14 protein-coding genes, 1 pseudogene and 1 riboswitch are annotated in these 17,761 nt (G+C 71.3%); of the genes and pseudogenes, 2 read left to right on the forward strand and 13 right to left on the reverse strand.

Annotated elements, in window-relative coordinates; translation table 11 throughout:
* Nucleotides 1-161 precede the first annotated feature (161 nt).
* A complete protein-coding gene (locus AC0VYM_RS18655; protein ID WP_017544800.1) occupies nt 162-350 on the forward strand; it encodes a DUF5999 family protein in 189 nt (62 codons plus the stop codon).
* 52 nt (nt 351-402) lie between these two features.
* Here the strand turns inward: AC0VYM_RS18655 and AC0VYM_RS18660 are convergent, their stop codons facing one another.
* From AC0VYM_RS18660 to AC0VYM_RS18695, 8 genes are all read right to left on the reverse strand, one after another.
* The gene (locus AC0VYM_RS18660; protein WP_475453934.1) at nt 403-1,662 is read right to left on the reverse strand and encodes a tetratricopeptide repeat protein; all 1,260 of its coding nucleotides are present in this window, start codon (nt 1,660-1,662) and stop codon (nt 403-405) included.
* 265 nt (nt 1,663-1,927) lie between these two features.
* Nucleotides 1,928-4,825: an aminomethyl-transferring glycine dehydrogenase gene (gene gcvP, locus AC0VYM_RS18665; protein ID WP_475453936.1), complete on the reverse strand. Its 2,898-nt coding sequence runs from the start codon at nt 4,823-4,825 to the stop codon at nt 1,928-1,930.
* Between the two features lie 97 nt (nt 4,826-4,922).
* Nucleotides 4,923-5,014: riboswitch (glycine riboswitch) on the reverse strand.
* Between the two features lie 151 nt (nt 5,015-5,165).
* Nucleotides 5,166-5,666 (reverse strand): MerR family transcriptional regulator, encoded by a 501-nt coding sequence (locus tag AC0VYM_RS18670; RefSeq protein WP_475453938.1) that lies wholly within the window; start codon nt 5,664-5,666, stop codon nt 5,166-5,168.
* A 412-nt stretch (nt 5,667-6,078) separates the two neighbouring features.
* Complete coding sequence (locus tag AC0VYM_RS18675; protein ID WP_378743599.1) at nt 6,079-6,552, reverse strand: bifunctional nuclease family protein; 474 nt, start codon at nt 6,550-6,552, stop codon at nt 6,079-6,081.
* Nucleotides 6,553-6,723: 171 nt separating this feature from the next.
* The gene (locus tag AC0VYM_RS18680; protein ID WP_049566369.1) at nt 6,724-7,266 is read right to left on the reverse strand and encodes an FHA domain-containing protein; all 543 of its coding nucleotides are present in this window, start codon (nt 7,264-7,266) and stop codon (nt 6,724-6,726) included.
* A 637-nt stretch (nt 7,267-7,903) separates the two neighbouring features.
* Entirely contained in the window at nt 7,904-10,408 is a 2,505-nt protein-coding gene (locus tag AC0VYM_RS18685) for a sugar phosphate nucleotidyltransferase (RefSeq protein WP_475463111.1), read from the reverse strand.
* Between the two features lie 219 nt (nt 10,409-10,627).
* The gene (gene clsA, locus AC0VYM_RS18690) at nt 10,628-11,380 is read right to left on the reverse strand and encodes a cardiolipin synthase ClsA (RefSeq protein WP_475463112.1); all 753 of its coding nucleotides are present in this window, start codon (nt 11,378-11,380) and stop codon (nt 10,628-10,630) included.
* A gap of 200 nt (nt 11,381-11,580) precedes the next feature.
* On the reverse strand, nt 11,581-12,978 hold the full coding sequence (locus AC0VYM_RS18695; protein WP_475453941.1) for a flavin monoamine oxidase family protein: 1,398 nt from the start codon (nt 12,976-12,978) through the stop codon (nt 11,581-11,583).
* A gap of 140 nt (nt 12,979-13,118) precedes the next feature.
* Here AC0VYM_RS18695 and AC0VYM_RS18700 point away from each other — a divergent pair, with 140 nt between their 5' ends.
* Nucleotides 13,119-13,328: a hypothetical protein gene (locus AC0VYM_RS18700; protein ID WP_475453943.1), complete on the forward strand. Its 210-nt coding sequence runs from the start codon at nt 13,119-13,121 to the stop codon at nt 13,326-13,328.
* Here the strand turns inward: AC0VYM_RS18700 and AC0VYM_RS18705 are convergent.
* The 5 genes and pseudogenes from AC0VYM_RS18705 to AC0VYM_RS18725 all read right to left on the reverse strand — a co-directional run bounded on the left by AC0VYM_RS18705 (nt 13,293) and on the right by AC0VYM_RS18725 (nt 17,693).
* Entirely contained in the window at nt 13,293-13,769 is a 477-nt protein-coding gene (locus tag AC0VYM_RS18705) for an SRPBCC family protein (RefSeq protein WP_475453945.1), read from the reverse strand. The genes AC0VYM_RS18700 and AC0VYM_RS18705 overlap by 36 nt on opposite strands.
* 316 nt (nt 13,770-14,085) lie before the next feature.
* Nucleotides 14,086-15,270 (reverse strand): amidohydrolase, encoded by a 1,185-nt coding sequence (locus AC0VYM_RS18710; protein ID WP_475453947.1) that lies wholly within the window; start codon nt 15,268-15,270, stop codon nt 14,086-14,088.
* A 107-nt stretch (nt 15,271-15,377) separates the two neighbouring features.
* Nucleotides 15,378-16,314, reverse strand: a pseudogene (locus AC0VYM_RS18715) (PRC and DUF2382 domain-containing protein).
* A 251-nt stretch (nt 16,315-16,565) separates the two neighbouring features.
* Nucleotides 16,566-17,363, reverse strand: a complete 798-nt coding sequence (gene thyX / locus AC0VYM_RS18720; protein ID WP_475453949.1) for an FAD-dependent thymidylate synthase — start codon at nt 17,361-17,363, stop codon at nt 16,566-16,568.
* 189 nt (nt 17,364-17,552) lie between these two features.
* On the reverse strand, nt 17,553-17,693 hold the full coding sequence (locus AC0VYM_RS18725) for a GPGG-motif small membrane protein (RefSeq protein ID WP_475453951.1): 141 nt from the start codon (nt 17,691-17,693) through the stop codon (nt 17,553-17,555).
* Nucleotides 17,694-17,761 lie beyond the last annotated feature (68 nt).

Consider the following 17,761-nt stretch of genomic DNA (forward strand, 5'->3'; position numbering starts at 1 on the left):
CCCTCGGACAGAACCCGTCGGGCGTGTGGCGTGTCTCACTTGGCGAAGGTCAACAAGACACGCCGACGAACGTTGTCGACCTAAACCGACAACATCATGTGATGTCAGCCACTAATGTTGGCCTCAGCTCAACGAGGAGCACCCCGACGAAAGGCTCTGACATGTGCAGCCATTCACCCGCCTGCCCTTCCTTCGAGGACACCGACCGCGAGGCCGCCCGGGTCGTCTCCAGCCACCCGGAACAGGGATGGAGCCTGCTCTGCAACGGCGTTGTCCTCTTCGACGACACCGGTGAGCTCCTCCCCGACGGCGCGGTCGTGGCCCCGCACCGTCCCCGGGTCGCCGCCTGACCCCGAGCGCACCCGAAAGCGCCGTCCCCGGGGCCGGTCCCGGGCCCCTCGCTCAGCCTCCGTCCGGCCACTGCTCCGGCAGGACGTCCTCACCCATCGCCGCGCTGAGCCGACGTCTGAAGTCGGCGTGCACGGAGCTCCCCCACACCAGTTCACTCGGCGTGCGCAGAGCCGTCTCCATGGCCGCGCGCAGGGCCGCCGGCCGGGACTCGCCCTCGACGACCGGGACGGCCAGCAGTGCGTGCATCTGTGTGACGACCGCGAACAGCTCCCCCGCCAGCGCGGGAGCGCTGGAGGTGGCCACGGCCTCCTCCAGGTAGACCTCCCACCACGGCTCGGGCTGTTCCCCGCCGTCCTGCGGCGGGTGGGCGAAGGGGCTCCGCAGACGTCCCCGTACGGCGTCGGCGGTGTTCCGGTCACGGCTGTCCAGGCCGGCCCGCCAGACCTGTTCGGCCGCGTCCGACTCCCCCTTGAGGGAGAGCAGCCCGGCGAGCAGCTCCACCGCGGCGCCGGAGGTGCGCGGTTCCGGGCGGGAACCCGCGTCCCCGTCGGCCGGTCCGGTGTCCACCACGGAGCCCACGTCCGCGATCGCCCTCTCCAGGTACGTGGCGGCGCGCAGCATCCGCAGCCCGGGGTCGTCGCCCACGCTCAGACCGCGTTCGACCGCGACGGCGGCGGCGTCCGGCCGCCCCCGTTCCAGGAGCCGACCGGCCAGGTCGCGCGCGGCCTCCACCACGGTGGCGGCGTGCAGGCGGCTGATCGCGGCGTCTCCGGGCGGCAGCTCCAGAGCCGTCTCCCAGTGTTCCTCGGCCTCGTCCTCCTCGCCGCGCAGCTCCGCCTCGCGTGCCAGTCCGTAGTGGGCCACGGCGGCGTACGCGGGGCCGCCGAGATCGAGCAGGCGGTGCCAGATCCGGACGGCCTCGCCGTGCGCGCCCTCCTGCTCCAGGGAGAGCGCCAGATGGTAGGCGGCGCGCGGGGCGTACCGGGTGTCGCCGGTGGAGAGGGCGCGGCGCGCCGCCTCCCGGGAGGCGGCCGGGTCGCCGCGCTGGTCCTGCACCACGGCCAGGCCGAGCAGGGCCCTCGCCTGCACGCGGGGCGGGGGATTGGCCGCGACGGCCCGCTGGTACAGCTTGGCGGCCCGCTTGAGGTGCCCGTTCTCGGCGAGGTCCTGGGCCTGGTCACACAGGTCCGGGGCGCCCTCCGGCGTCGGCGCGGAGGCGTCCTCGGCGTCGTCGGGGTCCGTGGCCCGGGGTCCGGGGTCTGAGGGGTCGGCGGGGCCAGAGCGTGCGGGAGGTCCGGACGTCGTGGTCATTCGTTCCGCTTTCCATGGGGGTGTCGGGCCCGCGCGACGGGGAGCGCGGGCCGCAGGCGTGGCCGCGTCCGGCATCGGCGGTTCCGCGGCTGTGCAAACTCTAACGCGCCCTCCCCCGGCCGTCGCGGGCCCGTGGGTCGGGTGTCGGCGCGGTCTGCGGCTCCGCCGGTGCTCCCGACCGCCTCGCGGGACGCGGAAGGGGCGCCCCCTCACGGGTGGGCGCCCCTCGCACGTTCGCGGGACACGCGTGTCCCGGCTCCGGTGCCTACAGCTCGAAGGCCTCCGGCGGCGGGCAGGAGCAGACCAGGTTGCGGTCACCGTAGGCCTGGTCGATCCGGCCGACCGGCGGCCAGTACTTGTCCTGGCGCAGCGACGGCAGCGGGTACGCGGCCTCCGCGCGGGTGTAGGCGCGGTTCCACTCGTCGGCGGTGACCGCCTCGGCGGTGTGCGGGGCGCCGCGCAGCGGGTTGTCCTCGGCGTCCCACTCGCCGCTGGCCACGCGGTCGATCTCACCCCGGATGGAGATCATCGCCTGGATGAACCGCTCCAGCTCCGCGAGGTTCTCGCTCTCGGTGGGCTCCACCATGAGCGTGCCGTTGACCGGGAAGGACATGGTCGGCGCGTGGAAGCCGTAGTCCATCAGGCGCTTGGCGACGTCCTCGTTGCTGATGCCGCTGGCCTTCTGGAGCGGGCGGATGTCGATGATGCACTCGTGCGCGACCAGACCGTTGGCGCCGGTGTAGAGCACCGGGTAGTACGGCTCCAGGCGCTTGGCCACGTAGTTGGCGGAGAGCACGGCGGTCTCGGTGGCGGAGCGCAGGCCGTCGCCGCCCATCATCCGCACGTAGGCCCAGGAGATCGGCAGGATGCCCGCCGAGCCGAACGGCGCGGCGGAGACCGGGCCGACGCCGGTGTGCGGACCCGCCTCGGGCTGGCCCGGGTGGTTCGGCAGGAAGCCCGCCAGGTGCGAGCGGACCGCGACCGGGCCCACGCCCGGACCGCCGCCACCGTGCGGGATGCAGAAGGTCTTGTGCAGGTTGAGGTGGCTGACGTCCGCGCCGAACTCGCCCGGCTTGGCCCAGCCGACCAGGGCGTTCAGGTTCGCGCCGTCCACGTAGACCTGGCCGCCGGCCTCGTGGACCACTCGGCAGACCTCGGTGATGGTGTCCTCGTACACGCCGGCGGTGGAGGGGTAGGTGACCATGATGGCCGCCAGCTCCGCGCCGTGCTTGGCGATCTTGGCGCGCAGGTCGTCCAGGTCGACGTTCCCGTCGTCGGCGCAGGCCACCACGGCCACCCGCATGCCCGCCATGACCGCGCTGGCCGCGTTGGTGCCGTGCGCGGAGCTGGGGATGAGGCAGACGTCGCGGTGGTCGTCGCCGCGCGAGCGGTGGTAGCCGCGGATGGCCAGCAGACCGGCGAGCTCCCCCTGGGAACCGGCGTTGGGCTGGAGGGAGACGGCGTCGTAGCCGGTGACCTCGGCCAGCCACCCCTCCAGGTCGCGGATGAGCGACACGCTCCCGGCCGCCTGGTCGAGCGGGGCGAACGGGTGCAGGCCCGCGAACTCCGGCCAGGTGATGGACTCCATCTCGGCGGTGGCGTTGAGCTTCATGGTGCAGGAGCCCAGCGGGATCATCGTGCGGTCCAGCGCGAGGTCGCGGTCGGACAGGCGGCGCATGTAGCGCAGCAGGGACGTCTCGCTGCGGTGGGTGTTGAACACCTGGTGCGTGAGGTAGTCGACGCCGCGCGCGAGGTCGGCGGGCAGGCGGTCGGCGTCGCCGTCCACGGACACCGGGCCGCGCTCGGCACCCCGGTCGGCCTCCCCGAAGGCGGCCAGAACCTTCTCCAGGTCGGCCACGGTGGTGGTCTCGTCCACGCTCAGGCCGACCGTGCCCTGGTCGACGCCCAGCAGGTTGATCCCGGCCTCCAGCGCGCGCTCGACCACGCGGTCGGCGCTGGGCACGCGCACGCGCAGGGTGTCGAAGTAGGCCCCGTGGAGCACCTCGAATCCGCGCTGGGTCAGCGTGTCGGCCAGGGCCGCCGTACGGGTGTGGACCTGGCGGGCGATCGCGCGCAGCCCGTCGGGGCCGTGGTAGACGGCGTACATCCCGGCCATGATGGCCAGGAGCACCTGGGCGGTGCAGATGTTGCTGGTGGCCTTCTCGCGGCGGATGTGCTGCTCGCGGGTCTGGAGCGCCAGACGGTAGGCGGGCTTGCCCGCGTCGTCCACGGAGACGCCGACCAGGCGGCCGGGCAGCTGGCGGCGGAGCTTCTCCCCCACCGACATGTATCCGGCGTGCGGGCCGCCGAAGCCGAGCGGGACGCCGAAGCGCTGGGTGGAGCCCACCGCGATGTCCGCGCCGAGGTCGCCGGGGCTGCGCAGCAGGGTCAACGCGAGGATGTCGGCCGCGACCACGGCCAGGGCACCGCGCTCGTGGGCCTCCGCGATGACGGCGCCGGGGTCGCGCACCGCTCCGCTGGAGGCCGGGTACTGGACCAGGACTCCGTAGACGTCGCCCTCGGGCAGGCCCTGGGTGAGGTCGGCGACGACGACCTCGATGCCCAGGGGTTCGGCGCGGGTGCGCAGCACCTGGAGGGTCTGCGGGAAGACGTCGGAGTCGACCACGAAGACGTCGCCCTTGACCTTGCTGACGCGGCGGGCCAGGGTCATGGCCTCGGCGGCGGCGGTGGCCTCGTCCAGCAGGGAGGCGCCGGTGATGGGCAGACCCGTGAGGTCGGAGACCATGGTCTGGAAGTTGATGAGGGCCTCGAGTCGGCCCTGGGAGATCTCGGGCTGGTAGGGCGTGTAGGCCGTGTACCAGGCCGGGTTCTCCATGATGTTGCGCAGGATGACCGGGGGCGTCAGCGTGCCGTAGTAGCCGCGGCCGATCATCGGGGTGGTGGGCCTGTTGCGCGAGGCCAGGTCGCGCAGTTCGGCCAGGGCCTCGGCCTCACCGATCGCCTCGGGCAGGTCGAGCGCGGCGCTCTGGCCGGGGGCGCTGAGGATGGACGCGGGCACGGCCGCGTTCATGAGCTCGGCGGTGGAGCCGTAGCCGACCGTCTTGAGCATCTCGGCGGTCTCGGCGGGGGCGGGTCCGATGTGGCGGTCCGCGAACACCCGGGCGGGGGCGCCCGGGGTGGGGACGTTCGACGGGTCAGGCACGGAGACCTCCTGGTGACAGGGCCGATCGGGTCGGCGGTGTTCCTCACGGTCTCCCCCTCTGTCACCGGGCACGACCGCGCCCAGGCTTCAGAGCGGCCTACTCCGCGCGGTCCATGGTGCCTGAGAGGTTACTGGGGAGTATTGCCCCGTCGGCGCCCCGTTGCCCGAGGTCTCTCCCGCGCGGTATCAGCGGCCTGCTGACGCTCTGTATGTGTGCACAAGCAGGGCGAATGTCGGTTTTCATCCCCGTTGTGACTACGACCGTACTCGATCTGACCCCCTGACACCGAGTCAGGGCACACCTTTCACCGTGGACGTCGCACCGGCGCGGGTACCGGGTTCAGCCGGTCCGCCGCTCCCGGCGCCGCATGGCCAGCTCGTCCACGACCTGGGGGGCCGCCGCGGGCAGATCGGCTCTCTCCTCGGCCGGGACCACGCCGAGCGCCTCCTCCAGTTCACGGGAGACGTTGGCCAACGCCAGGCCGAACATCCCCTGCCCCCGCTGCATGAGGTCGACGACCTCGTCGGGCGAGGTGCACTCGTAGACGCTGACGCCGTCGCTCATGAGGGTGATGCGCGACAGTTCGGCGGCGGGGCGGCCGCGCAGGTGGTCGACGGCCGTGCGGATCTGCTGGAGCGATATCCCGGTGTCCAGAAGCCGCTTGGCCACCTTCAGCATCAGGATGTCGGGGAGGCTGTACAGGGGAGCGTTCTGGGCGCCCGTGCGCACGCTGGGAGCCACCAGGCCGGTCCTGGCCCAGTAGTCCAGCTGTCGATAGGTGATCCCGGCGGCCGTACACGCCGCTGGGCCCCGATACCCGACGTCCGTAGGCAGCGCCATCACGTCCTCTTCGCACAGTAGGCCCTGCTGCCCCGCTAGCCGCAGCGCGGACCGCCTGTCATGGTGATCCCGCTTGCCGCTCGCTACCGCCACGCCGACCTCCGGCTTCTCGTCCCACGGCGGCATCGACAGGGGAGTCCACTCAGGGAACGGGCGCGCCGTGGGTTTCACAGCACTGACGGTAGGACGACCGCAGGGCAGCGTCAACGAAGGCGCGCGGCGCGTCGCCAAGTGCGCACACCAAAGGAGTCGCGGTACCGGCCCCCGCCGGGCCGAAACCCGCCGAGCGGTTTTCGGCTGCGCCTTCCACGACCACTCCGTTCACCTAATCTATCACCGGTGCGACCCGTGAACCCGCAGGTCACGGCCGCGAAAAACATATCGGGGCCCGCGGAGGGCGAGCCCCGACCGTTCAGGTACCTCGTTGGCCGAAATCCTCCGGCGAAATGTTGTCCAGAAACTCCCGAAACGCCTCGACCTGGTCCTCCTGCTCGTCCGGGATCGGCATGCCGGCCTCCTCGATCACGTCCTCGTGGGCGTAGATCGGGGTACCGGTCCGTAAGGCCAGGGCGATGGAGTCCGAGGGGCGCGCACTGACCTCCACACCGTTGCTGAAGACCAGCTCGGCGTAGAAGATGCCGTCACTCAGACCGGTGATGTTCACCGTCTCCAGCCCCGTGTCCAACGCGTCGAGGACGTCACGGAACAGGTCGTGGGTGAGCGGGCGCGCGGGCGAGACACCCTGCTGGGCGAGCGCGATCGCGGAGGCCTCCACCCCACCGATCCAGATCGGCAGGTAGCGGTCCCCCTCGGATTCCTTGAGCAGGACAATCGGTTGGTTCGAGGGCATCTCAACCCGGACGCCGACGACCTCCATGTGTTTCACAGCGGCTCCGTCCCACGAGTCGTCATGCCGGATGGGCGCTCGTCCCTGCTCCCCCGTCGGACCAGGACCCGAGGGCGAAAATCGGCACCCTTCGTTACAAAGCTCTCCGGAGGCGGGGGGCCGCAAACCTCCTCGGCACACCCGCCCCCGTCGACCGTGGTCAGCGCACCGTCATCGGCGCGGCTTGGTCAGCAGGACCATCCGGAACTTGCCGATCTGGATCTCGTCCCCGCCGCCCAGCTCGGCCTCGTCCACCGGTTCGCGGTTGACGTAGGTGCCGTTGAGGCTGCCGACGTCACGAACCCCGAAGCCGTTGCCGCGGCGGAAGAACTCCACGTGGCGTCGGGACACGGTGACGTCGTCGAGGAAGATGTCGCTGTTGGGGTGTCGGCCAGCGGTGGTCACGTCGCTGTCCAGGAGGAAACGACTCCCGGCGTTGGGGCCCCGTCGCACCACCAGCAAGGCGGTTCCGGGTGGAAGCGCGTCGGTGCTGGCGGGGTCGTCGCCGCCGAGTTCATCGCCCTGTTCCTCCTCCTCCAGCGCCTGTATACCGGAGATGGAGATGGTCGACGTGACATCTCCCGCGGAGTCGCCGCCGGCGTTGGGCCGTGGGCTCTGCTGTTCGGCCCTGCGGACCGGTGTTCCACAGTGGGAGCAGAAACGGGCATCATCCGCAACGGCGTGACCGCACTGCGTGCAGTAAACGCTCGACATAGGTCGGCTCGGCCTCCTACCGCACGGGGCGGTGCTTGATTCGGCTGATCGGTGGCGTGTTCCGGGCGCCGGGCGGGCAACGGGGCCCGTCCACCGTCCGGAACACGGTGAGTCGGTCCGCTGTCCACGGTCGCGGCAGCGGTCGTCTCACACGGTCGGTCGCTAGGTCTCATCCCCCAAGTAGGACTCCTTGTCACCCCCGTTGGATGTCCGCCGTTGCCGGGATTCCGTGGCGGGTGGTGACACGGTGCTTCAGGGAACACTCGACTTTAAACCATATCCCTGTCCAGACAGGGTCTCGCTCCCCCTCGGCCCGCCGCGAACACCCCGCCGGGGCGCCCGCTTGGCGGGGTCCGGTCCCGTCGGCGTCCGGGACGCCGCCGCGACCGGTGACAGGCCTCGTGGGAGACCAACACCTGTTCTGGAGCAGATGCCCGGCCCGGGCGTTTGGTTCTCCGCCGCGCCGGGTGGATTTCCACGAACTTCCGGCCCCGGCCTCGACCTGCGCCTTCGTCCACTTTATCCCCGACCCCGCCACGGGGCGCGAACACCCCGGGGCGTGACCCGGGCACGGACCGTGGGCGCGGGCGTCACGCTCCGCCCGCGCCCACACGCCCCGGCCTGCGGGGCCGGGCCGCTAGCTCTCGGCCCGTTCCACCACGGCGGCCCACTCGTCGAGCAGACGCTGCACCGTGTCCGAATCAGGACCTTCCGCCCAAAGATGGGTGACGGCCTCCGCCGTGTCCGGCAGGACCAGCGCCCAGCTGCCGTCGGGTTCGATCACCCGCACCCCGTCCGTGGTGTCCAGCTCGCGCTCTCCGGCGGCCTCCACGACCGCGCGCATCACGCTCCCCTTGACCGCCCACGGGGTGGGCACCGAACGGCGCAGGAGGTGCGCCTGGGGGATCGCACGGTCGATCTGGCCGAGCGAGCGCCGGGTCCGCGCCACCAGACCGAGCAGGCGTACGAAGGCGGCGATCGCGTCACTGGTCGGGCTGAACTCGGGGACGATGAAACCGCCCCGGCCGTCCCCGGCGAAGACGATCTCCGCTCCCTCCGAGAGCACCGCCTTGGTCAGCTCGTCCGTGGCGGTGGCCGTCCAGAGCACCTCGGCCCCGTGCGAGCGCGCCACCTTCTCCGCCACGCGGGTCGTGGTGACCGGCAGCGCCACCCGCCCGCCGCCGCGTTCGGCGGCGACCAGGTCCAGGACCACCAGGAGCGCGCGGTCGCCGTCCACCAGCTCGCCGTTCTCGTCCACGATGTACAGCCGCTCGGCCACCGGGTCGAAGCGCACGCCGAAGTCGGCACCGGAGTTGGCGACCAGCTCGCCCAGCCGCTCCAGGTCCCGCATCTTCTTCGCGACCGTGTCGGTGGGCGAGGCCTCGTCCAGCCGGTTGTTGACCGTGAGCACGTCCACGCCGATCCGGCCCAGCAGGGAGGGCAGGATCAGCGAACCCGTGCCGCCCGCGCAGTCGACCACGACCTTGAGCTCGGCCTCGGCCACACCGGAGGTGTCCACGGACCGCAGCAGTTCGTGGGAGTAGTTCTCCACGTTGCGGGAGGGGAAGGACAGCTCACCGATCTCCCCCGGGAAGGCGCGGCGGTACTCGGCCCGGGAGAAGACCCGGTCGAGCTTGCGCTGGGCCCCCGGCGACAGGTCGGCGCCCTGTCCGTCCAGGAAGATGATGTCCACCGACTCGGGGTCACCGGGGCTGGTGCGCACGGTGATGCCGCCGCTGATGCCGCTCTGCGAGGTGTGGAAGCGCGCCACGGGCAGCGGGACCACCTCCAGGTCCCGGACCTCGATCGCGGCGGCCGTGAGCGCGCTGATGATCGCGCGCTTGAGCGTGCGCGCCGCCCGTGAGACGTCACGCGACGTCGTGACGATCGCGCCCTTCTTGAGCGTGGTGGCGTAGGCGTTGGCCAGCCGTACCGCGAGCTCCGGGGTGATCTCGACGTTGATCAGGCCGGACACGCCCCGGGGGCCGAACAGCGAGCGCTGCCCGCGCGACTCCCAGATGACGTTGGTGCTGACCACCGCACCGGCCTCGATGGTCTTGAACGGGTACACCTTGACGTCGTTGCTCACGTACGCCTCGGACTCGATGACGCAGTCCTCACCGACGATCGCGCCCTCCTCGATCCGGGCGGCCGCCATCACGTCGGTGTTCTTGCCGATCACCGTCCCGCGCAGGTTGGCGCCCCGCCCGATGAAGACGTTGTCGTGCAGCACGGTGCGGTGGCAGAAGGCCTCGGCCCGCACCACCGTGTTGCTGCCGACCACCGTGAACTCGCGCAGCTCCGCCCCGGCCTCGACCTTGGCGTAGTCACCGATGTAGAGCGGGCCCTTGAGCACCGCGCTGGTGTCCACCTCGGCTCCCTCGCCGACCCACACCCCCGGCGAGACCTCGAAGCCGTCGATCTCGACGTCGACCTTGCCCGAGAGCACGTCCGCCTGGGCGCTGAGGTAGCTCTCGTGGGTGCCCACGTCCTCCCAGTAGCCGTCGGCCACGTACCCGTACAGGGGCGCGCCCTCCTCCAGCAGTTCGGGGAAGACGTCGCCGGACCAGTCGACCACCTCACCCGCGGCGACGCGGTCGAGCACCTCCGGTTCCATGATGTAGATGCCGGTGTTGACGGTGTCGGAGAAGACCTGGCCCCAGGTGGGCTTCTCCAGGAAGCGCTGGATGCGACCCTGGTCGTCCACGATGATGATGCCGAACTCCAGCGGGTTGGGCACCCGCTTGAGGGCGATGGTGACCTTGGCGCCGCGCTCCTTGTGGAAGCGGACCATGTCGGTGAGGTCGATGTCGGTGAGCGCGTCACCGGAGATGACGATGAACGGTTCGCCGCGCAGGTGCTCCTCGGCGTTCTTGACGCTCCCGGCGGTGCCGAGTGGAACCTCCTCCGCGACGTAGTGGAGCTTCATACCGAGCTCCTCGCCGTCACCGAAGTAGTTGCGGATGAGCGTGGCCAGGAACTGGACGGTGACCACGGTCTCGGTGAACCCGTGCTTGCGCAGCAGGCGCAGCACGTGCTCCATGATGGGGCGGTTGACCACCGGAAGGAGCGGTTTGGGCTGGTTGGCGGTCATCGGGCGCAGGCGCGTGCCCTCGCCGCCCGCCATCACGACGGCCTTCATGGGGGGTGCCGCGGCCTCACCCGGGGGGACGGGCGCGGAATCGGGTGCGGTCATCGCGCGCACCCCCGAACGGCGGTGCGGTCGGGAGACGCGGCGAAGGACGGTTTCTCGGAACGCGCACGGTCGCGCGCGGTGGGACATGTTCTCATTGCGGAGACGACACTTCCCTTTCGATCCGACAGGACTCTGGTGAGCCGGTCCGCCGGTTCGCTCGGTGGATCAGGGCGTCCGGCCCTGGTCCGGCAGGCCCGGTCCGTCCGAGCCCTCGGGTTCCGCGCCGGGTGCGCCGTCAGCGGTCGCCGGAGCGGACGGATCGGGTCGGTCCACGCCGTCGCCGCGTGCGGGGTCGCTGTCCCGGGAACCCCTGGGGGAACCCGTGAGATCATCGCGTTCGTCGCGGCGGGACTGGTCGATCAGACGCAGTCCCTGGACGGCGTAGAGCAGTCCGGCCCACCAGTACAGAGCCGTTCCCCACAGCGCGAAGGCCCAACCTATAATCCGTGCCACATCTCCGACGATGGACGCGTACCCGGCGAGGAACAGCAGCGGGAACGAGTACAGCAGGCAGAGGGTGGCGGCCTTTCCCGCGAAGTTGACCGGCAGCGGCCCGTAGCCGAAGTGGCGCAGCAGCGGCAGCGCGCCGAGGATGAGGACGTCCCGCAGCACGAGGATGCCCATCAGCCACCACGGGATGATGCCGCGCAGGACCAGGCCGAGCAGGGCCGCGAAGATGTACAGGCGGTCCGCGAGCGGGTCGAGGATCTGGCCCAGTTTGGTGGCCTGGTTCCAGGCCCGGGCGATCTTGCCGTCCAGCCAGTCGCTGAGCCCGGCCAGGGCGAGCACGAGCAGCGCCCACCAGTCCGCCTGGGGTACCAGGACGAGCCACAGGAACAACGGCACGCCCAACAACCGGAGCATGCTCAACAGGTTGGGAACCGTCCAGATGCGGTCACTGACCACCGGGCTGGCCACGCTGCCCCCCGCTTCGTGTCTGCCTTCTTCCGCGGATCGCCCCATACCGCCAACGATAACGGGCGGGACCGTCGTTCCCGCCACCACGCACCCCGCCGGATCCCGGAGCCCGGACGGACGTCCGCACGCTGATCGTACCGTGTACGGACTTGACCCGGGACCCGGGTGCGACCTGCGGGGACGCACGCTCCGGCGGTGGGTCAGCCGCCGAGGATACGGTCGGCCTCCCGCCGTCCGGACAGCAGGGCGCCGTGCACCGTGGCGGAGTGCTCGATCTCGGTGGCCTCCCCCGCGAAGAAGAGGCGGTCCCCGACCGGGTCGCCCAGGGCCACGCGGTCCCCGTCGCCCGCGCCGACGGCGGTGAACGAGAACCCGCCGCGCGCGAAGGGGTCGTCCATCCAGTGCGTGACGTGGTGGTCCACCGGGTCCGGGGCCTTCTTGAACATGCCGCGCAGGGAGGCCATGGCGTGCTCGACCACGTCCCCGTCCTCCATCCCGGCGAGGAACCTGGCCGCGTTGCCGCCGTTGCGGCTGACCAGGATGGGCTGCCCCAGGACGTTCTGTCCGGCGTACCAGTGGAACCAGGTGCCCTCCTCGGTGCCCAGGTGGACCAGGACCTCGGCGTCACCCCAGAAGACGTCGTCGAAGCGCAGGAACAGCTTCTCCAGACGGCCGTTGCCCAGGCGAGCCAGGGCGTCCCGCTTGTCCTCGGGCAGGTCCGGTGAGAAGTCGACCTGTCCCGACTGGAGGACGCCGAGGGGCAGGGTGACCAGGACCCGGTCCGCGGTCAGTGTCTCCTCACCGTCCGGGGTGTCCACCCGCACTCCGACCCCCTGGTCGTCATGGGTGATTCCCAGGACCACGTGCTCCAGGCGGACGTCCAGCCCCCGGGCGAGGTGGTCGGTGAGCTGGCTCATTCCGTCCGGGAAGACCACGTCGTCGCCGCTGAACTCGTGCCGCGAGGCGACCGCCGCGAAGGCGACCTGTTCGGCGTCGGCTCCGTGGTCGGCCTCCGCGACCCGGTGGACGATCTCGGCGGCGTCCCTGGCCCGGGAGCGCACGAGGTTGACGTCGTAGAGGGCGTGGTTGATGCCCTCCTCCATCGACTCCTCCGGGCTCGCGCCGACCGTCGCCCAGTACATGTGCTCGTGGAGGAGGTTGACGTCCTCCAGGTTGCGGCGGTGCCGGTCGAACAGGAGCCTGCGGCCCTTGGGGTCGTAGGCGGTCTCGGTGGAGCGGTTGAACACGGCGGTGCGCGCGCCCACCTCCTCCACCAGCCGGGACAGCGGGTTGTTCTCCTCACCGCGCATCCAGGAGGCCCCCACGTCCAGGGTCGAGCCCTCCCAGTCGCGCACCGAGTGGATGCGGCCGCCGGTGCGGTCCCTGGCCTCGACCACGGTGACGCGTTCGCCGTGCTCCGCGAGGCGGTCGGCGGCGGCCAGCCCGGCCATCCCGGCACCCACGACGATGGTGTGGCCGCGCCCGGGCTCGGCCTCGCGTCCACGCGGCTCGGGCTCCGCACGGGGGGCCTCCCCCTGCTCGTGCTCCTCGCCGGAGACCTCCTCCTCGGTGATCTCCGCGCCCACGTCCTCGCTCATGGCGTTCCCCCTCCGTGTCGGCGGCCGACAAGTGTGACCCTAAGCGCCCGGTCTGTCCCGACCAGGGAAGGACACACCTGGGGACCCCGGCGCGGACCGGGACCCGCCTCGGTTGTCGGCCGCGTCCGATACACACGGAGGTGTACCCACTCCCCCGACCCCAGAGGGCGCGGAGGAGGAACTCGGGGACGACGAGGAGCGCGCCTACGACCTTCGACGTCGATCCCTCGGACTTCAGCTTCGCCCTGGACCAGGCGTACCACCCGCGCTCACCCGAGCACACTCCGGACTGGCTGCGCGAACGCCTGGACCGGTCAGGGTTCGACGTGCGCGGCCAGGTGGGCCAGTGACGAGGTGAGGCCGACCTCGTGGTCCTCGGGCCGGATGCCCGGGGGCACGTCGGTCGCCTCGATCGTCACCCGGGTGCCCTGGGGGACCGGCTCCAGCCGCCAGGTCATGACCATGGTCCCCAGGAAGGCGGGGTCGTCCGAGTTGAAGTCGACGAACTGCACGATCCGCTCGTCGGGCACGAGTTCGTCGAACCGCACGTCGGTGACGTCGGTGGTCTCCGAGGTCTTGCCGTGCCCGGAGTCGGCCTCCCGGTAGGTGAGCTCCATCCGGAACCCGCCGCCGGGCCGGGGGTCGAAGTCCTCGATCCGCCCGGACATGCCCGCCGGGGGCAGCCAGGCCTGGAGGGCGGCGCCGTCGGTCAGCGCGCCGTAGACCTCGGACGGCGGCGCCCCGATGGTCCGCTCCGCCCGGTCGACCCGCCCGTTCTCCGCCGCACTCATCCGGTCTCCTGTCTCCGCCCGGTCGGTCCGGGCGTGGGCCACGACCCTAACCCGGGGTGGGGACGAAACGAGGGCAGGCGGGGCGGCGGTCAGCGCTCTTCCTACTCACCGCCGCCCCCACGTACACGGGCCCGTCCCGTCCTGACCGGCCCGAACGAACGAGTGGTCCCGTCCTGACCACTCCGGGTACCCGGGTGGCAGCGCCCGGGTCCACGTCCGCACCTGGGCTCATGGTGTCACCACCGCCGCCCCGGCGTCCGTCAGTCAGGAAACCTAGTGCGCAATGCTTTCAGATTTCTTCCGCTCCGGGAGGCGGTCAGAGGAGTCCGCCCTCGCGGGCGACGACCCGGCCCGCGCGGACGACGGTGTGGGGCCGGGGCAGGTCCACCACGACCTGCGGCAGGCACTCGCCGTCCACCAGCAGGAAGTCGGCGGGCGCACCCACCGTGAAGTCGGCGCGCGGCAGGCCCGCCAGGGCCGCTCCGTCGTGCGCCGCCGTGAGGAAGGCGTCCGAGAGCTGGTCGTCGAGCCGTGCCCGCAGCGCCCTGGCCAGCAGGTGGGCGCGGTGCAGCATGTCGGCGTCCCCGAACGGGCTCCAGGAGTCACGGACTCCGTCCGATCCCACGCCGACCCGCACGCCGTGTTCGCGCAGCCGCGCCACCGGGAGCACACGGGAGGGGTCCGGGGCCACGGTGGTGAGCGCGATCCCGGCCTCCCCGAGACCGGCCGCCACGGCCTCGAAGTCCTCGGCCGCCGGGGTCACTCCGAAGGCGTGGCTGACCGTGACGTGGCCGCCCATGTCCAGGGCCCGGGTGCGTTCGATGATCGCCCACATGGTGCGCGAACCCACGGAGCCGCTGTCGTGCAGGTGGATGTCGACCCCCGCCCGGTACTGGTCCGCGAGGCCGAAGACGAGGTCCAGTTGGCCGTCCAGGTCGCCGTCGAAGCCCTCGGGGTCGATCCCGCCGACCAGATCGGCCGCGCCGGTGCGCAGCGCCTCCGCCAGCAGGGCGTCGGTGCCGGGAGCGCGCCGGACCCCGTGCTGGGGGAAGGCGACGATCCGCACGTCCAGTGCGTGCGCCAGGCGTCGGGCGGCCTCCCGCACGCCGTGGAGCCCGTCCAGCCCGTAGGCGGGGGCGATGTCGGCGTGCGCGCGCATCGCCCGGGTGCCGCGGGTGACGGCGTGGCCCATGAGGCGTTCGGCGCGGTCGGCCACGGGGCTGGGGCAGGTCCGGAAGAACTCGGCGTCCTGTTCACCCAGTTCGGCGATCCCCTTCGCGGGGCGGCGTGACTGCCAGGGCTCGCCCCAGGAGGTCTTGTCCGGGTGGATGTGCGCGTCGACCAGCGTGGGCAGGGCGATCCGCCCGCCGCAGTCGACCACCTCGACCGCACCCTCGGGGGCGCTTTCGGCCACCACCCCGTCGACCACCACCAGGTCGACGGTGTCGCCGCCCATGGGGCGAACGTCGCGGAAGATCGTGGGGGGCTTCTGCTCGGTCATGACAGCCTTCCTGGTAGCGGTATACCAAAAATACCGAGGAACCCGCCCCAGGCAAGTGGCCCCTCGGTCGAGGGGCCACTCGGAGGTCGCGTGAACGACGTGTCGGGTCAGGGAGCGTCGTCGGGGCCCCGTGGAGGGAGCCCGTCCTCGTCCTCGAAGTCGATGCGCTCCTTGCGGAGTTCGCCCTCGATGTGCTCCTCACGGGTGACGTCCCGCTTGCGGACGTGGACCTCCTCGACCGGTACCTCCTCCTTGGAAACCACCGCGCGCTCCTCGTACAGGGTGAAGGTGCGCTCGTCCTCCTCCATGTGCCCCGGGTCCATGACCTGGGACGGGTCGGTGATGGGTCGCCGCTCGACCTCCAGCTCCTCGTGGTGCAGCGGGACGGTCTCCTCGAAGCGCTCGGTCTCGACGTGCCTGCGCATCCGCGCCTGCCCGCCCTCGCGGCGCTCGACCCCGATGTCCACCCGCTCCTCGTGGCGCAGGACGGAGAGGTCATCGGTGTCGCCCGCGCGGGACCCGCCGAGGCGCTCCTCGCCGTGGTAGCGGTCCAACGGGTCGCCGGCCTGCGGTTCGTCCCCCCGCCCCTCGCGCCGGTCCGTGAAGTCACCGTGGCTGCCGGGCCCCGCAGGCACGCCCGTGTCCGTGGTCCCGGAGTTCCGGACCGCCGTCCCGGCGTCCGGGTCCGCGGTCCTGGTGTCGACCTCCCCTTGGGCCTGCCGGGGGAACCCGCCCTGTCGCGCGAAGTAGTCGCGCACGAGCGCCTCGTCCTCCGGCGTGATGTGTCGCTCGGCGTCGACCTGCGGGGCGTCCTTGACGACCGTCTTGTCATAGGGGACCTGGATGTCCTCCTCCACGGGACGCGCCCCCTGGAGCGGAACGAGGGTCTCCCGCATGCCGAACAGCCCGGTGTGGGACCGAGACCCAGCTCGGTTCCCCGGTGTCGTCGTCGAGGAACACCTGGTTGATCTTGCCCACCTGGTTACCCTCGGCGTCCAGCACGCGGTGGCCGACGAGGTTCTCTGGTACGAGTTCTCCTGTCACGGAGCACACCTCCTGGTTCACGGAACGGGACGTGCGCCCCGTACTCGCCGGGCCCGTACCCCCGACAGGAGCTCGCAAAGGCTCTGCGGCCACTCCCTGAACAAGGAAGTGTCGGCCATAAAACCCCACTTGGCCTGGGAGGACTACCGTGAACCCCACATGACGGCCCATGACACGCCTCTTGACGTCCGGCGCGGCCCGGGAACGAGGAAGCGCCCGCACCCGGTTCGGGTGCGGGCGCTCCGGACGGATCAGACCTTGCGGTGCTGGGGCACCCACACGCCGTCCTCGACGGTGTAGTCACCGAAGAGCGCGGGGGCCTCCTCCTTCAGGGTCTCCCCGATGAGGTTGAACAGGAGGCGGATCTCCTCCTCCGCTCCGGGGGCGGTGCGGGCCTCCAGGGTGTGCCGCAGCGTGCGCACGTTGGCGGTCCACACCAGGCCGGTCGCCACGCCCTCGGGGGCGAAGCGGCGCATGAAGGAGGTCTTGTGCTTCTTCTCCGCGAACTTCACGCCCTCGTCGTCCAGGCCGAAGTGCTCCGCCATCCAGAACTGGAACTCCTCCATCTGCTGGAGCATCGCCGTGGCGCGCTCCATCAGCTCGGGGTCGTCCTCGGCCCACTCGGGGAACCAGAACGGGAGGTCGGTCAGGCGCACGAACCGCAGGGACTCCTGCGAGACGGCCACACCGGGGCGGTGGCGGATGAGCTCGTGGGTGAGCACCCGCGAGACGTTGTGCAGCACGAAGCTGAAGCTGACGTGCTCCAGCACCGAACCGTGCAGACTCGCCAGGATGTTGCCCAGGTAGGCGTCCTGGTCCTTGCGCACCCGCGTGACGTTCGGGTTCAGGCCCGGCTCCCACGAGCGGTAGCACAGGCGCCCCGCGAACTCCGCGAGGTTCTGGGGGTCGTTGAGGTGGGCGTCCAGCTCACCCCGGTCGAACCGCTCCAACCACGCCTCGCCCCCGACCTCCTTGAGGTAGTCGGTGATCGCGTCGTAGTCCACCTGCGGACGTGCAACCAGGCGGACCTGGGGCTCGACCTTCTTCACGGCACCCTCTCCTAGCAACTCCCCCGCCCAGGGCACGCGTCATGGCCGCGACCAGGGGTTTCCGGAGCACGGGAGCGTGTGTGGGGCGGGGCCGATTGACCTCCCCCGAGGGTACACGTCCCGTTGCTTCGCCGTGGTCGGCCCGGGAGCGGAGGCCCCTGGTCGGGGCATCCCCGCCGCTCCGGACGGTCACAGGCCGTAGAAGTAGCCCGGGGCGACGAAGAGTCCGACGACGATGGCGATGATGCCCCAGAGGAGCTGCCCGCGCAGCACCCCCAGGACACCGGAGACAATGAGGATGATTCCTAGGACAGTCAGCAAAGTACCCATACGCAACCCCTGTCCGGTCACGATCCGATCAAACTTCACCCCTCGGGTTCGTTTCCTTCACACGCCGT

It is taken from the genome of Nocardiopsis sp. iso_237 (assembly GCF_056173345.1).

Excerpts from the sequence above, each read along its gene's own strand:
- AC0VYM_RS18655 (WP_017544800.1), top strand. The coding sequence starts at position 162 with ATGTGCAGCCATTCACCCGCCTGCCCTTCCTTCGAGGACACCGACCGC.
- AC0VYM_RS18710 (WP_475453947.1), bottom strand. The coding sequence starts at position 15,270 with ATGACCGAGCAGAAGCCCCCCACGATCTTCCGCGACGTTCGCCCCATG.
- AC0VYM_RS18660 (WP_475453934.1), bottom strand. The coding sequence starts at position 1,662 with ATGACCACGACGTCCGGACCTCCCGCACGCTCTGGCCCCGCCGACCCC.
- AC0VYM_RS18695 (WP_475453941.1), bottom strand. The coding sequence starts at position 12,978 with ATGAGCGAGGACGTGGGCGCGGAGATCACCGAGGAGGAGGTCTCCGGC.
- AC0VYM_RS18725 (WP_475453951.1), bottom strand. The coding sequence starts at position 17,693 with ATGGGTACTTTGCTGACTGTCCTAGGAATCATCCTCATTGTCTCCGGT.
- AC0VYM_RS18680 (WP_049566369.1), bottom strand. The coding sequence starts at position 7,266 with ATGTCGAGCGTTTACTGCACGCAGTGCGGTCACGCCGTTGCGGATGAT.
- AC0VYM_RS18705 (WP_475453945.1), bottom strand. The coding sequence starts at position 13,769 with ATGAGTGCGGCGGAGAACGGGCGGGTCGACCGGGCGGAGCGGACCATC.
- AC0VYM_RS18685 (WP_475463111.1), bottom strand. The coding sequence starts at position 10,408 with ATGAAGGCCGTCGTGATGGCGGGCGGCGAGGGCACGCGCCTGCGCCCG.
- AC0VYM_RS18670 (WP_475453938.1), bottom strand. The coding sequence starts at position 5,666 with ATGGCGCTGCCTACGGACGTCGGGTATCGGGGCCCAGCGGCGTGTACG.